The following is a 14,525-nucleotide window of genomic DNA, read 5'->3' as shown; positions in this document are numbered from 1 at the left end:
GGCTAGCCCGCGAAGGGGCCGGTAAGTTCACCCCAAATGCTGGGGCAGTCGTTCGATCAACTCGGCGACACTATCAAATTCTCGATCGACCGCCGGCAGCAGCGGCCGAGCTTGCACCAGCACTGGCATATGACGTTCCCGGGCCACCTGCAATTTAGGTTCGGTGGCGCTGCTGCCGCTGTTCTTGCTGATCAACACGTCAAAGTCGTTGGCCGCAAACAGTGCGCGTTCTTCATCCAGGCGAAACGGCCCCCGCGCGCCGATGATGTGGCAACGGCTGTTGCCAGGGTGCTCGTCCAGCGTGCGCAGGGTCCAGAATTGCCCAGCGGGAATCTCGTGCAGATACTCCAGCGGCTCGCGGCCCAATGTGAAGAACGGCCGCTTGAAGGGCCGCAACGCGACGGTCAATTCGCGCCAATCGGCGAAGGTCCGCCAGTCGTCATTCACCTGCGGTTGCCAGCCGGCACGGCGCAGTGCCCAGCACTCGATCCCCGCCTGGCTCGCCGCAACGCTGGCGTGAGTGCTCATCTGCGCGGCGTAAGGGTGGGTGGCGTCGATCAGCAGGGTGATGCCTTCACTGCGGATGAAGGCCGCCAGCCCGTCTGCGCCGCCGTAACCACCGACCCGCACCTGGCAGGTCAAATCGGTGGGTACGCGACCGATCCCGGCCAGGCTGTAGAAATGCTGCGGGCCCAGGGTGCGGGCGATGGCGAGGGCTTCGGTGACGCCGCCGAGCAGCAGTACCCGCTTCATACCGCCACCCCAGCGGTCCCGACGATGCCGCCCTGGCGATCAATGGCGAATACCTCGACCTGCACACTTGCAGGCACCACGCTGCAGGCGAAGGCGCGGGCATGACGGCAGACCTCGTCACCCAGGGCGATGCCCGCAGCGCTGGCCATCGCCAAGGCCTGCTGGCTCGTATTGGCCGTGCGTATCGCCTGTTGCAGCGCGTCGTCGGCGCCGATCGCGGCAGCCCACTGTGCCAACTGCGGCAGGTCGATGCTCGAATGGCGGCTGTGCAGATCCATATGCCCGGCCGCCAGTTTGCTGATCTTGCCGAAGCCACCGCACAGGCTGAGCTTGGCGACCGGCACCTTGCGCAGGTGCTTGAGCACGGCACCGACGAAGTCGCCCATCTCGATCAGGGCGATGTCGGGCATCTGATAGACCCGGCGCATGGTGTCCTCGCTGGCGTTGCCGGTGCAGGCGGCGATATGACTGTAGCCATTGGTGCTGGCGACATCGATGCCCTGATGGATCGAGGCGATGTAGGCCGCGCAGGAAAACGGCCGGACGATGCCGCTGGTGCCGAGGATCGACAAGCCGCCGAGAATACCCAGGCGCGGGTTCATGGTCTTCAGGGCCAGGGCGGCGCCGTCCTTGACGTTGAGGGTGATTTCGAAGCCGCCGCCATAACCGCATTCGGCGGCCAGACGCGCCAGGTGTTCGCTCATCATCCGCCGTGGCACCGGATTCACGGCCGGCTCGCCGACGTCCAGCACCAGCCCTGGGCGGGTCACCGTGCCGACGCCTTCACCCGCGACGAAGATCACGCCGGGCACTTCGAGCAGACGCACCCGGCTGAACAGCAAGGCGCCGTGGGTGACGTCCGGATCGTCGCCGGCATCCTTGATCGTGCCGGCTTCGGCGCCGTCATCCAGCAAGCGGCAGAACTCAAGGCGCATCGTCACGTGCTTGCCCTTGGGCAACACGATATCGACGGCATCCAGCGCTTCGCCCAGCAGCAGCAAGCGCGCGGCCGCCAGGCTGGTGGCGGTGGCGCAGCTGCCGGTGGTCAAGCCGCTGCGCAGCGGCGCCGGTTGCTCGGCGGTTTCGTCACGCATCATGGCTTTTGGTCAGGTCGAGCACGGTGATGGGCAGCGCCTGGCGCCAGGTGTCGAACTCGCCCAGCGGTTGCGCCTGAGCGATGTGCAGGCGGGTCAGGTCGCCGCCGTATTGAGCGCGCCACTGCATCAGCGCCGCTTCGCTCTGCAAGGTGACCGCATTGGCCACCAATCGCCCGCCAGGCTTGAGTGCGGCCCAGCAGGTTTCAAATACACCCGTTCGGGTCACGCCGCCACCGATGAAGATCGCATCCGGTGCCTCCAGGTCGTGCAGCGCATCGGGCGCTCGGCCACGGACCAGTTGCAGGCCCGGCACGCCGAGGGCATCGCGGTTGTGTTCGATAAACGCCTGACGACCTGCGTCGGCCTCGATCGCCAGCGCGCGACAGCTGGGGTGGGCGCGCATCCATTCGATGCCGATGGAGCCGCAGCCGGCACCGACGTCCCACAGCAGCTCGCCCGGCTGCGGGGCCAGGCGGGCAAGGGTCACGGCGCGGATGTCGCGCTTGGTCAACTGGCCGTCATGGCGGAACGCATCGTCGGACAGGCCGGCCAGGCGCGAGCGGCGCGGCGCGGTAATGGTCGCGCGGCAATCGATGGCGACCACATTGAGATCGGCGGCCAATTCATCGCCCCAATCTGCAGCCGAGGCGTTGTAGCGTTTTTCCAGCGGCCCGCCGAGATGTTCGAGCACGGTCATCTGGCTGGGGCCGAAGTGCTGGTCGCGCAGCAACGCGGCGATCGCCCGCGGGCTGCTGCCATCGTTGCTCAGCACCAAGAGGCGCACGCCGTTGGCCAAGTGTGCCGTGAGTGCACTCAGTGGCCGGGCGACGACTGAAATAATCTGGGTGTCTTGCAGCGGCCAGCCCAGGCGGGCGGCAGCCAGGGTGCAGGAAGACGGCGCTGGCAGCGTCAGCATCTGCTCGGCTGGCACCTGGCGCGCGAGGCTGGCGCCGACGCCGAACAGCATCGGATCGCCGCTGGCCAGCACACACACGGGCTCGCCCTTGAGCGCCAATACCGGCGCGAGGCTGAAGGGCGACGGCCAGTCGATACGCTCGGCACGCAGGCAGTGGGGCAGCAATTGGAGTTGCCTCGGTGCGCCGACAATGCGCGTGGCGCCCAGCAAAGCGCGCCGTGCCTGCTTGCCCAGGCCGGCAAAGCCGTCTTCACCGATCCCCACCACGGTCAGCCAGGGCAACATGAATATTCCTCATAGCGTTCAATTCCGACGGGCAGACTTTTCATGCTGTCGGCCAAAGCAGGCATAATACCGCGCCTTCACCCGCGAAGCGCTTTTTGACGAATTTGGGTATTCCTTTGCACGCGCCATCCCCGGCCCGCCCACTGCTGCCTGCTGTACGCCCCTCGGCCTGTCCGGGGTTGCTGCGTATCGTCCAGGCGCTGGATGGCGGTATCTGCCGCATCAAGCTGCCCGGCGGCCTGCTGACGGCAGATCAGGCCGACGCCGTGGCGCTGGCGGCGCGGGCGTATGCCGGCGGTGTGATCGAAGCCACCAACCGCGCCAATCTGCAGATTCGCGGCATTGTCGCTGAACATGGGGCGATGGTCGAAGCGCTATTGGCGGCGGGGCTCGGCCCCCGCCAGGCGGCTGGCGATGACGTGCGCAATGTGCTGCTGAGTCCGGCCGCCGGGCTCGACCGCCAGCAGTTGCTGGATGTCAGGCCGCTGGCCGCACAACTGCTTGCCAGCCTCGAGCAGGAACCACGCTTGCACGCCTTGTCGGCCAAGTTCGCGATCCAGCTCGACGGCGGCGAAGCGCTGGCGATGCTCGAGCATCATCACGATGTGTGGCTCTCGCCGGTGATGATCGCGGGGGCGAGCTGGATGGCCTTCGGGCTTGCCGGTTGTTCGGGTCATGACCCGGCGCTGGGCGCCGTGCCGGCGATCAACGCGCATGCCTTGGTGTTGGCGGTGCTGGATGCCTTTCTGGCTCGTGCGACACCTGAGCAGCATCGTCTGCGCGATCTGCTCACGGGCCCCGGCGCCACCGGGTTCGTGGCGGATCTGTCAGCCCGCCACCCTGACCTTGGTATCCGTACCGTGGCCTTTGACCGTGCGCCAACCACGGCAACGCCGATCGGTGTGCACGCTCAGCGCCAGCCTGGCCATTGCCTGGTCGTTGCTGGCGCCGCGCTTGGTCGCCTCGACGCGGAGCAGCTGCGCGGCGCCGCAGACCTGGCCCGGCGCGTGGGCGACGGCACCTTGCGCATCACTCCGTGGCAGGGCCTGTTGCTGCCCGCAATAGCCAGCGCCGATGCCGCATCGGTGCAGCGATCACTGGCAGCGCTGGGCTGGCTGGTCGACCCGGCGCAACCGCTGGCCGCGCTGATCGCCTGCACCGGCTCGAGTGGTTGCGCCAGGGGCCTGGCCGACACCAAGGCCGATGCGCAGCTTCTGGCGGCCACCTTGCACAACCCCGCCGCCGTGCACCTGAGCGGTTGCGCGCGCTCGTGCGCCGCCGCCCATGTAGCGCCGGCTACCCTGTTGGCCGTGGGCAACGGCTACTACGATCTTTATTTGCGCGATGCGACGCGGCCCGGTTTCGGCGCGTTGCAGGCCACCCATATCACTGTGCAGGAAGCTGGCGCCTTGCTGGATGCCCGCTTACGGAGCAATACCCATGATTGATTACATCCGCGACGGTCAGGAGATCTATCGCAACTCCTTCGCCATCATCCGCGCCGAAGCCGACCTGAGTGGCATTCCGAGCGATCTCGAAAAGCTCGCCGTGCGGGTGATCCACGCTTGCGGCATGGTCGAAGTGGTGGCGGATCTGCGTTTTTCGCCAGGCGCCGGCAAGGCCGGGCGTGATGCCATCGCGGCGGGCGCACCGATCCTGTGCGATGCGCGGATGGTTGCCGAGGGCATCACCCGCGCGCGGTTGCCGGCCAACAACGAGGTGATCTGCACCCTCAAGGACGATAGCGTGCCCGAGCTGGCCCGAGAGCTTGGCAATACACGCTCGGCGGCGGCCTTGGAACTGTGGCGTCCGCACCTGGCCGGCAGTGTGGTAGTGATCGGCAACGCCCCCACGGCGCTGTTCTATCTGCTGGAGATGATCGACGCCGGCGCACCCAAACCGGCGCTGATTCTGGGCTTCCCGGTGGGCTTTGTCGGTGCGGCGGAATCCAAGGCGATGCTCGCCGCCGACAGCCGCGGCGTGCCCTTCGTGGTGGTCAATGGCCGCCGCGGTGGCAGCGCCATGGCCGCCGCCGCCGTCAACGCCCTGGCCACGGAGGTCGAATGATGTCGGGTGATGTCGTCAAGCGCGGTCGCTTGCTGGGGCTGGGCGTCGGCCCGGGTGATCCGGAGCTGATCACGGTCAAGGCCCTGCGCCTGCTGCGTGAGTCTCCGGTGATTGGCTATTTCGTCGCCAAGGGCAAAAAGGGCAACGCCTTCGGCATCATCGAAGGCCACTTGCAGCCGGCTCAAACGTTGCTGCCGCTGGTGTACCCGGTGACTACCGAAGCACTGCCCGCGCCGCTGTCCTACGAGCAGGTCATCAGTGATTTCTACGACCAGGCCAGTGCTCAGGTGGCCGCGCATCTGGATGCTGGTCGCGATGTGGCGGTGATCTGTGAGGGTGATCCGTTTTTCTATGGCTCGTACATGTACCTGCATGATCGTCTGGCTGAGCGCTACGACGCCGAGGTGATCCCTGGGGTCTGCTCGATGCTCGGTGGCGCTTCGGTGCTGGGGGCGCCGCTGGTGTATCGCAATCAGAGCCTGTCGGTGCTCTCCGGCGTGCTGCCCCATGACGATCTCAAGCGCCGCCTGGCCGATGCCGACGCGGCAGTGATCATGAAGCTGGGGCGCAATTTCCCCAAGGTGCGCGCAGTGCTCGCCGAGTTGGGCATGGCCGGGCGGGCGCTGTATGTCGAGCGCGCGACCATGGCCAATCAGAAGATCGTCGCGCTGGACGAGGTCGATCCAATGTCGTCGCCGTACTTCTCGCTGATCATCGTGCCGGGTGAACGGTGGCAGGGGTGATGGCGCCTGCGATCGTCATTCTGGGCGCTGGCGCGCTGGCGACGGCGCAGCGTCTGCAAGGGCTTTATCCACAGGCGCGAATTCATGGGCTGGCCGGGCGCGTCGACGGCGCCGACGTAGCGTACAGCGATTTCGGCGCCACCCTGCGCGCGCTGTATCAGAGCGATACGCCGATCATCGCCTTGTGCGCGGCGGGTATCGTCATCCGCAGCCTGGCCGGCGTGTTGCTGGAAAAGGGCGCCGAGCCGCCGGTGCTGGCCGTTGCCGAAGACGCCAGCGCGGTGGTGCCGCTGCTCGGTGGGCTGGCGGGGGTCAATGTCATGGCGCGGGCGATCGCGGAGCACCTGCAGGTCAATGCCGCGATCACCACCAGCGGCGAACTGCGCTTTGGCACCTGTCTGCTCAATCCGCCCGAGGGCTACGCGCTGGAGGATCTGGGGCAGGGCAAGCGTTTCGTGTCCGATCTGCTGGCGGGTGAGTCGGTGAGGGTCGAGGGCGAGGCGCCCTGGCTGGCTGAAGCGCGGCTGCCGCTGGATGACCAGGCACGCCTGACCATCCGCGTGGCCAGCCAGGCGCACGTACCGGCGGCGGATGAACTGTTGATCTATCCGCGTAACGTGTTGGTGGCGGTGAGTGCCGACGCCGAGGATATCGTTGCAACGGTCACCCAGGCCCTGCAGGCGGCCGGCCTGGCGAAGCCGGCCTTGGCGTGCCTGCTGGCCGCTGAAACGCAGATGGCCAACGTGGCATTGCAGGGCGCCGCGCAGACGCTGGGTGTGCCGCTGCGCTTTGCCGGCGGTGCAGCCCCGCGCGCGTTGGTCGAGCAGGCGCTGGGCCTCGAGCCTATGCAGGTCGGTGCGCATTGCGCCGTGGGTGTCGCCGCGCTGCCGATCGACCTCGCTACCGTCGGCCGGTCGCGCGGGCGGCTGGCGGTCATCGGCCTGGGGCCAGGCGCCGCCGAGCTGATGGTGCCTGCGGTCAAGGCCGAGCTGGCGCGTGCTGACGATATCCTCGGCTACGAAACCTATGTGCGTATGGCGGGGCCCTTCCGTGCCGATCAGGTGCTGCATTGCACCGATAATCGCGAAGAAATGCAGCGCGCCCGGCATGCGTTCGAGCTAGCCGCGCAGGGCCGTTCGGTGGTGGTAGTGTCTTCGGGTGATCCCGGGGTGTTCGCCATGGCTGCGGCGGTGCTCGAAGCGCTGCATGAAGCGGGTCGCCCGGACTGGCATCAGGTCGATCTGCAGATGCTGCCGGGGGTGTCCGCCTCGTTGGCGACGGCCGCGCTGGCCGGTGCGCCGCTGGGGCATGATTTCTGCGTGATGTCGCTGTCGGATAATCTCAAGCCGTGGTCGATCATCGAGACGCGTCTGGAGCTGGCCTGTCAGGCCGATCTGGCGCTGGCCTTCTACAACCCGATCTCCAAGGCGCGGCCGCTGCAACTGGGTAAGGCGCTGGACATCGTCCGTCGCCATCGCGCGCCGCACACGCCGGTGACACTGGGCCGGGATGTCGGGCGGCCGGGGCAGCGTTTGAGTATCACGACGCTGGGCGAGCTGACGGTGGATCAAGTCGACTCGCGGACCATGGTGCTGGTCGGCTCGTCGACCACCTGCACCTTCGCCAAGGCCGATGGCGGGCAGTGGGTCTACACCCCGCGCTGGTACCCGCACAAGCCGGGATGAGTTGCCTGACAGGGAAGTCCTTACCGATTCATCGGTGAGGCCGACCCTTATACCTTGAGGTTGCCGCGCTGCAAGGCGCTGCTCACAGCTCAACTACCTCAAGGATTCGACTCATCATGGATATTCAAGAACGCGTACAACTGCTCTCCAACCTCGACGTCGTAGTACCGGCCGCTCCTGCGGTGGTCATGGGCCGCAGCGTCGTTGCGCCAGAGCCGATCAAAGGCACCGGTGAGTGTGGCTTGATCGTTGGTTCGGCCATGCATGGCTGCATCGACGGCCTGACCGTTGCCAACAAATATGCTGTGGTCAATTCGCAGTTGCTGGCCGAGCGCGCTGCCAGCGCCAAGTTCGATAACGAGACGCAACCCAAGGAGTGGTTCAAGCGTTATCTGGACGTCCTGCGTATCTGCGGCTGGACCACTCAAGGCAGCGAATTCAACACCTACAGCAGTGCCCAGGTAGACGAGACTGTCGAGCAAGTCACCCTGTCGATCATCCGTTCGCTGGGTGGCGGCAATAGCAAAGCCTACTGCCGTGTCATTGCCGGCTCGTTCGGCGCGCTGCGCGCCAACGCCCGGGTCAGCAGCCGCTTCCATGCCTCCACCACCAAGACCGGTTCGGCCAAGTTCCGCATCCTGCCGTGCATGCAAACTGCGGACGAGCACGTGGTCATGGTACTGACGTCGATGCAGGCCGCGACCAAGGACGGGCACATCGAGAGCCAGACGCCGGGCCGCTTCTGGGAGCGCACTGTGCATCAGACCGACATCCGCTACGCGGCCGCCGAGTGCATGCTCAACATGCAGGTCTACAACGGCGCCAAGGCGCAGATCGAGAAGAAGCTGGCAGGTAATACCGCGAACCTGATCGACGCGCTCGATCTGGATTGATGCTTTCGTACCAGCCCGGTGAACCATCGGGCTGGTGATGTTATGACAGCTTTGGAATTGCCTATGTCTGATGAAGCGCTACGTGCCCAGGCAGTCGGGTCGGTGATCCTCCTGACGCACCACGGTCGGTCTGACTCCTCCGTGCTCGATATACGTCCTGCCTTGCTGGCCGCTCATTTGAGTGCCGCCAAGTTGCAGAGCGATACTCACGAGCTGCGTTGGAAGGGTGAATTCCATCGCGTGCTGGGTTTGCTGGGCTGTCGCCAGACTTCCCATACCCACCATAATGGCCTGAGTTTTAGCCGAGCGGGCTGGGTCGTTCATGATCTCTTGAGGATCGGCATCGCCAAACAGCTCCCAGTGGCCATGCGCCGCCCTGTCCGGCGGGCGTTGGCGACGGTCGCTGCAGCGCCCGATAGCTCCCCAGGTATGCAGGTATTGCATGCCAACAGCTGGCGTGGCACTGCACTGGGCCTGCAGGTGGTGTTGCTTGAAACAGATGGCCGCCTGATTACATTTGGCATCGGCTTTCAGAGCCCCGAGCTTGTTCCTGAGAGATGGCTCAGGCATCACTTCAACGCACCTCGTGGCAAAGCATTTGTTTACACGTGGACCACCACGTCGATATTTTCCCGCGAGTTATACGAACCGTTCGCACAGGGCTTGAAAACTCGGCTGGGCGATCGCCTCCATACACACATGGCTGCATTCTAGCTAGGCGCGTGCGCCAGCCGGGGTGGGCTTTCATACGCGAAATCATGACGATTCGCGTTTTTCTACAAGGAATTTTCTTATGCAATTCGCACCTGTCTCTCTGTCCCAAATGAAAGATCAGTTGGCCCAGCTTGAAGCTTACGAGCTACCTCAGGCCCCGGCGCCCGTCGCTACGTCGCGATCGTCAATGGGCGCCCGCAGTTTTGCCGCAGGGGCTACCAGCCCGGACGCGGCGGTCGTTTGCAATGGTGTGGTTTCGTTCGTCAGCGGCATGAGCGAACAGAACAAGGCGGATGTGCGCAACAGCTACCTGTACGCCAGCCTGGTGGCTTCCAAGCAATTCCCGAAGGAAGAGGATGGCGCCAAGTGGTACGAGCTGTTTGCCAAGGTGATGAACGAATTGGGTTGGACCTTCATCAACAAGCGTTACTCGCGCTTCAGCTCCCAGGACACGTCGCTGAGTATGGATCAGGTAGGGCTGCAGGTCATCGGTTCGCTGGTGGCCAGCGCGGCGTTGCCCGGTGCCATCGGGCCAGCCCTGTTGAAAGCGGCGGGTACGGCGCTGGATGGTCTGAAAAAAACCGGCAATGAAAAACCGATCAACCTGTTCAATCGCAACGCCAGCAAGCCTGGTGGCGGCCAGTTCACGTTGAGTGCCTGTGCCGAAGACGACGAGGGCGAAGTGATCATGGCCTTCGGTGCCGTTCACTGTCAGTCCGCAGACAGCAAGGGCAGCGTGCTGTTCGTCAACTGGAACAACGCGTCTTCGCAAATCTATACCGGTGATGCACGCATGGTGCTCAACCCGCTGGTTTACACCATGGCACGAGACCTGGTGCTCAAGCGCCTGGGGCAGAACATCGAGTCGGCGATCGCCAATTACGAAATTTGACTGATTCGGCCAGACACGCAGCCGCTTACCGGGCTGCTGCGTGCCTGGATGCCCGAGGAAAACTTATGCCAGATGCAAACTACCAGGCGGTCATCAACGCCGGTTGCCTGTTATGGATGCCGACGATCAATGAGCAGGAATATCGTGACGTCATGACTTCGCTGCTTTACGTGCAGCTGGCCGCCAACAAGAAGCATCCATCCTTCACCGCGCCGGATCTGTGGCAGGAAGTCTTTATGGGGGCGCTCAAGCAGTTTGGCTGGGCGCCGCTGAAGGCGGGATATCGATCGCGTAGCGCCGACGCACATTTTCGCCTTGCTCAACTGATAGCCGCCGAGGACTTGCCCCTTACGCGCGGCCAACAGCAGGCAGGCGAACGCCTTTGTGCGTATGTGGCTTCGCTGCCTGGCACCGACAAGGCGTTGCAGGTATTGCAACGCAATATCGCCGGGTATGTGGGCATGGATGCGGTCGACGGCGGCGAAGCTGATGATAGCCACGCAGTGGATTTGCCTCGGCATTCGCTACCCGAGGTGGTCGCTGTAGAGCCCCAGGCGTCTGCGTCGGGACTGCGGGCGGCGCCTCGTGCGAGCCCGCATGCGGTGGTGGCGGTGCATGTCGGGATGATCCTGCCGGGGCGGCGAATCGAGTTGCTGACCGTGCAGTTCGCCACCCGTGAGCGCCTGGCCACGAACCTCTTCGAACAACAATTCGACGGCGCCAAACTCATGGGCACTGTTCAGATCAAATCCTTCGTCGGCGAGCTTTCCGAGCTGCACTACGCATCATTTCGCGAGCGTCTGGAGAGCCTCGTGGGCGAGCACCGGGCCAGGGAAGTCGTCGAGCGGTTACCGTTTCAGGAGTACACAGCATGACTCGAACAATTCCGCCAGCACCCAGCCACGACGACACCCGCGCGATGATCGCGTCGCTGGCGCCCACGCAACGCCTGACCTCCCGCTCGGCAAGCCGCACGGATGACTGGGAAGCCTCGTTGCAGCGGGCAGTCGATGAAACCGACGTAGCGGTGCTGCCTAGCAGCCTGGTCGCGTTCAGCGCGCAGATCTCGCGACAGGACAAGCACGACATTCTCCTCTGTCATCAGTTGGTCCAGATACTCATGCGCGCCGCCCGGGAGCGTGAGGCCACGGACGATTGGTTTGCCTATTACAAAAGAAGGCTGGAGTTTCTCGGCTGGTACGAGCTGTACCTACCCGATTCCGGAACATCCTCCAGTTATCTGCCTGCCGATGACATCAGCCCGGCGACGTTGCAGGCGGTCAAGGACATCGGCCTGCCCGGTAGCGGACTGCAAGCGCCAGCCCTGCAACGGCTGGAGCAGGACCAAGCGGCACAACGCGTGATGGTGCGCAATACGGTGGTCGGGCAATCGGCGGTGTACCGCTTCTTGCCGAGCGTGACGGGGGCCAATGGCATGGTCGAAGCGTTGTTGTATCAGCGCCAGTTCCAGGATCAGCGCACCATGACCAAAGGCCGTTTTTTTTCGCAGATCACCACGACGCAACAGGTCGAGGAGCGCTTGGCGGTGATCGCGTTTCGTCCGGGGCATTTCGAACGACATCGGCAACAGGTGCTCGACACTCTGCGCCAACAGATCGAAACCCGGATCTATCCGTTGTAAGCGTCAGCCTTGCTGGATTTCGTCCTGGCGGGTATCACGTTGCGCCACCCAGTGCTCGATCACCTCGCGCAACTGCGACAGCTCCACCGGCTTGGCCATGTGGCCATCCATGCCGGCCAGCCGCGCGCGTTCCTTGTGCTCGCTGAGGATATGCGCGGTCAGGGCCACCACGGGGGTGCGCACTCGTTGATGGCCCATTTCCCAGGCACGCAGCTGCGCGGTGGCGCTGAAGCCGTCGAGGATGGGCATCTCGCAATCCATCAGCACCAGGTCGTAGCGCTGCGACTTCATGGCCAGCAGGGCTTCTTCGCCGTTGCTGGCGGTGTCGGGCTGCAGATTGAGCTTGCCGAGCATGCCGCGGATGACCTTGGTGGAAATGGTGTTGTCTTCGGCCACCAGAATGCGGAAGTCGTTCGGCACGTCGGGGGCCGGTGCTGCCGGCAGGTACGTTGCGAATTCGGGCGGCGGCGCGCTGTGGCGCTGCGCCAGTTCGTCGGCCAGGGTAGTGCGCAGCGTATAGCCGGCCACCGGCTTGGCAAGGATGCGTTTGATCCCGGCGTTGCGGGCGATGATCTTGCTGGGAGCGTTGCTGATACCGGTGAGCATGATCACCAGGATATCGTGGTTCAGGCTCGGGTCTTCCTTGATCTTGGCGGCCAGTTGCATGCCGGTCATGCCGGGCATGTTCTGGTCCAGCAGTACTACATCGAAGTAGTCGCGCAGGTGCGCCTTGGTGCGCAGCAGGGCGAGGGCTTCCTTGCCTGAGGCTACGGCGCTGACGTTCAGGCCCCAAGCGCTGCACTGCTGCACCAGCACCTTGCGGCAGGTGTCGTTGTCGTCGACCACCAGCACCCGCGCGTCGCGCAGCGACGCATCCAGATCCGACGGCGCCTGCTCCAGGCGCAGTGGGTCCAGCGGCAGCGTCAGCCAGAAGGTACTGCCCTGTTGGCTGCCGGTCTTGATGCCGAACTCGCCTTGCATGAGCATGATCAACTGCCGCGCGATCACCAGCCCTAGGTGGCCGCCCAGCGTGTTGCTGGCCAGCAGGTCCTGGCTGCGCAGTTCGGTGTGCAGCAAGGCGTCGCGCTCGGCATCGGGTAGCGGCTCGCCACTGTCTTGCACGGCGATGCGCAGACGTGGTTGACCGGCGCGCTGATCGAGCGCCACCACCAGCAATACTTCGCCTTGTTCGGTCTTGCGCAGCGCGTTGTCGAGCAAACTGAGCAGGGCCTGGCGCAGGCGCGTCGGGTCGCCGCTGATCACCCGCGGGACCTGCGGCTGGGTAAAGCTGATGAGCTCGACGTTCTGCTGCTCGGCCTTGGCGCGGAAGATGTTCAGGCAGTCCTCGATCAGCGCATTGAGATCGAACTGCACGTCGTCGAGCTCGATCTGCCCGGATTCGATCTTGGAGATGTCGAGGATCTCGTTGATCAAGGTCAGCAGCTCATTACCGGCGCTGTGAATGGTCTGCACGTAATCGCGCTGGTTGACCGACAGCGGCGTGCCCAGGAGCAATTCGGTCATGCCCAGCACGCCATTCATAGGGGTACGGATTTCGTGGCTCAGGGAGGCGAGGAATTCGGCCTTGGCGTTGATTTCAGCGGTGCTGGCGGCGAGTTCGCGGCTGGCGCTCACCCGGTCCTCGTTGATGCTGCGCAGGCGCTCGCTCAGGGCCACGTTGAGAATGGTGCCGGAGATCACGGCGAAACCGACCAGGGTGAAGATCAGCCACTGCGTCGGGGTGCGCGTCAGGCCTAGCAGGGCAGGCACCACCACCAGGATGGCCAGATTGACCAGCAGCATGGCCAGGGTAAACAGCCGCGCCGGCCGGTAGCCCGCTTGCCAGTGCCAGCCCGCGATCAACAGCATGGTCACCGAGCCCATGCCGACGAAGCCGTAGGTCATGAGATTCATGGGCAGGGCATCAATGAACAGCAGCAACAGGCTGCCCACGCCAATCAGCAGTATTTGCGCGTACAGCAACCGGGTCAGGGACAGATGGCTGCGCGGAGTGAAGAAACGCTGAGTGAACATCAGCCCGCAGATCACCGCCAACAGCATGGTGACGTAGGCGGCGGGCGTTTGGGCCGGGCTCCATTTGAGCAACACTGGCGAGACCAGATTCATCAGCAGCATGCCGGTCAGCAACAGCATCAACTGACTGCCGGCCAGCCAGAACGAAGAGCTGGAGCGGCCGTAGCCGTAGCGGACCAGGTTGTGCAGCGCGATCATGAACAGTGCGCCGAACAGCAGGCCGAATAACATCGGCTCGCGCTGATCGCTGGCTGCGGCCAGCGCTGTTTCGAGGGTGATGCTGGGCCTGAGCTGATGTTCCGACACCATGCGCACATAGACGTCCAGCGGCTTCTGGCTGATCGGCAGGGCTAACAGGCGGTCGGTGCTGGTGGGGAACGGGTCACCAGCGGCATGGGTACTGCCAGCCTGGCTCTGGCGGACCACAAAATCGCCATCGAGCACGTAGAGGTCGAGCTTGTTCAGGTCCGGGGCATAGATGCGCAGCAATTGCTGATCGTTGCCCGGCGCCAGGTGGTAGTGCAACCACAACGCCTCGTCGGGCCGCGCGGCGTTCAGGTCGCGCAACTCGATGGGGCTGAATTCGTTTTGATAGCGTTGCGAACGAACGTCGCTTAACTGCAGGTTAGCCTGCCCATCGAGCAATACCGACCAGCCGCTGCTCTGTTCGGCATGCACCGAGCAGAGGCAGAGCATGGCCAGCAAGCTGACGATGAGAGTAATGGCGTTCCTGGGCCTGCGCACGGCGAAATCCCTTCGTGAGTAAATGCCTTTTGTAACTATGCGCGGCGCTTCAAGCGCATG

At 64.4% G+C, this 14,525-nt stretch carries 13 protein-coding genes; 9 read left to right on the top strand and 4 right to left on the bottom strand.

All coding sequences use genetic code 11. The features are described 5' to 3' along the window. Positions 1 to 27: 27 nt before the first annotated feature. From REH34_RS13295 to cbiE, 3 genes are read right to left on the bottom strand one after another with little or no spacing between them, the layout of a single operon-like run. Entirely contained in the window at positions 28 to 753 is a 726-nt protein-coding gene (locus REH34_RS13295) for a cobalt-precorrin-6A reductase (RefSeq protein WP_311971872.1), read from the bottom strand. Continuing rightward, a complete protein-coding gene (locus REH34_RS13290) occupies positions 750 to 1,847 on the bottom strand; it encodes a cobalt-precorrin-5B (C(1))-methyltransferase (RefSeq protein ID WP_311972093.1) in 1,098 nt (365 codons plus the stop codon). Before REH34_RS13290 ends, REH34_RS13295 begins: the two co-directional genes overlap by 4 nt. Continuing rightward, positions 1,840 to 3,051, bottom strand: a complete 1,212-nt coding sequence (gene cbiE, locus REH34_RS13285) for a precorrin-6y C5,15-methyltransferase (decarboxylating) subunit CbiE (RefSeq protein WP_311971871.1) — start codon at positions 3,049 to 3,051, stop codon at positions 1,840 to 1,842. The genes REH34_RS13290 and cbiE overlap by 8 nt, the downstream gene beginning before the upstream one ends. A gap of 116 nt (positions 3,052 to 3,167) precedes the next feature. Here cbiE and cobG point away from each other — a divergent pair, with 116 nt between their 5' ends. From cobG to REH34_RS13240, 9 genes are all read left to right on the top strand, one after another. Beyond that, positions 3,168 to 4,499: a precorrin-3B synthase gene (gene cobG, locus REH34_RS13280; protein ID WP_409373293.1), complete on the top strand. Its 1,332-nt coding sequence runs from the start codon at positions 3,168 to 3,170 to the stop codon at positions 4,497 to 4,499. Further along, a complete protein-coding gene (locus REH34_RS13275; protein WP_226505599.1) occupies positions 4,492 to 5,118 on the top strand; it encodes a precorrin-8X methylmutase in 627 nt (208 codons plus the stop codon). Before cobG ends, REH34_RS13275 begins: the two co-directional genes overlap by 8 nt. Then, the gene (locus REH34_RS13270) at positions 5,115 to 5,861 is read left to right on the top strand and encodes a precorrin-2 C(20)-methyltransferase (RefSeq protein WP_226505600.1); all 747 of its coding nucleotides are present in this window, start codon (positions 5,115 to 5,117) and stop codon (positions 5,859 to 5,861) included. Before REH34_RS13275 ends, REH34_RS13270 begins: the two co-directional genes overlap by 4 nt. Next, the gene (cobJ, locus tag REH34_RS13265) at positions 5,861 to 7,546 is read left to right on the top strand and encodes a precorrin-3B C(17)-methyltransferase (protein ID WP_311971870.1); all 1,686 of its coding nucleotides are present in this window, start codon (positions 5,861 to 5,863) and stop codon (positions 7,544 to 7,546) included. Before REH34_RS13270 ends, cobJ begins: the two co-directional genes overlap by 1 nt. Positions 7,547 to 7,662: 116 nt before the next feature. Continuing rightward, entirely contained in the window at positions 7,663 to 8,439 is a 777-nt protein-coding gene (locus tag REH34_RS13260; RefSeq protein WP_226505602.1) for a hypothetical protein, read from the top strand. 42 nt (positions 8,440 to 8,481) lie between these two features. Further along, positions 8,482 to 9,153 carry a hypothetical protein gene (locus REH34_RS13255; RefSeq protein WP_311971869.1) on the top strand — a complete coding sequence of 224 codons (672 nt, stop codon included), beginning with the start codon at positions 8,482 to 8,484 and terminating at the stop codon, positions 9,151 to 9,153. Between the two features lie 79 nt (positions 9,154 to 9,232). Continuing rightward, positions 9,233 to 10,045: a hypothetical protein gene (locus REH34_RS13250; RefSeq protein ID WP_311971868.1), complete on the top strand. Its 813-nt coding sequence runs from the start codon at positions 9,233 to 9,235 to the stop codon at positions 10,043 to 10,045. Positions 10,046 to 10,110: 65 nt separating this feature from the next. Then, on the top strand, positions 10,111 to 10,920 hold the full coding sequence (locus REH34_RS13245) for a hypothetical protein (RefSeq protein ID WP_311971867.1): 810 nt from the start codon (positions 10,111 to 10,113) through the stop codon (positions 10,918 to 10,920). Beyond that, positions 10,917 to 11,687 (top strand): hypothetical protein, encoded by a 771-nt coding sequence (locus tag REH34_RS13240; protein ID WP_311971865.1) that lies wholly within the window; start codon positions 10,917 to 10,919, stop codon positions 11,685 to 11,687. The genes REH34_RS13245 and REH34_RS13240 overlap by 4 nt, the downstream gene beginning before the upstream one ends. A 3-nt stretch (positions 11,688 to 11,690) precedes the next feature. On the opposite strand, the gene REH34_RS13235 is transcribed toward REH34_RS13240, so the two are convergent. Beyond that, a complete protein-coding gene (locus REH34_RS13235; RefSeq protein ID WP_311971864.1) occupies positions 11,691 to 14,465 on the bottom strand; it encodes a response regulator in 2,775 nt (924 codons plus the stop codon). Positions 14,466 to 14,525 lie beyond the last annotated feature (60 nt).

Origin of the sequence: Pseudomonas baltica (genome assembly GCF_031880315.1) — a bacterium.
In the GTDB taxonomy this organism is placed as follows: Bacteria; Pseudomonadota; Gammaproteobacteria; order Pseudomonadales; family Pseudomonadaceae; genus Aquipseudomonas.
This window is presented reverse-complemented; position numbering and strand designations above follow the sequence as displayed.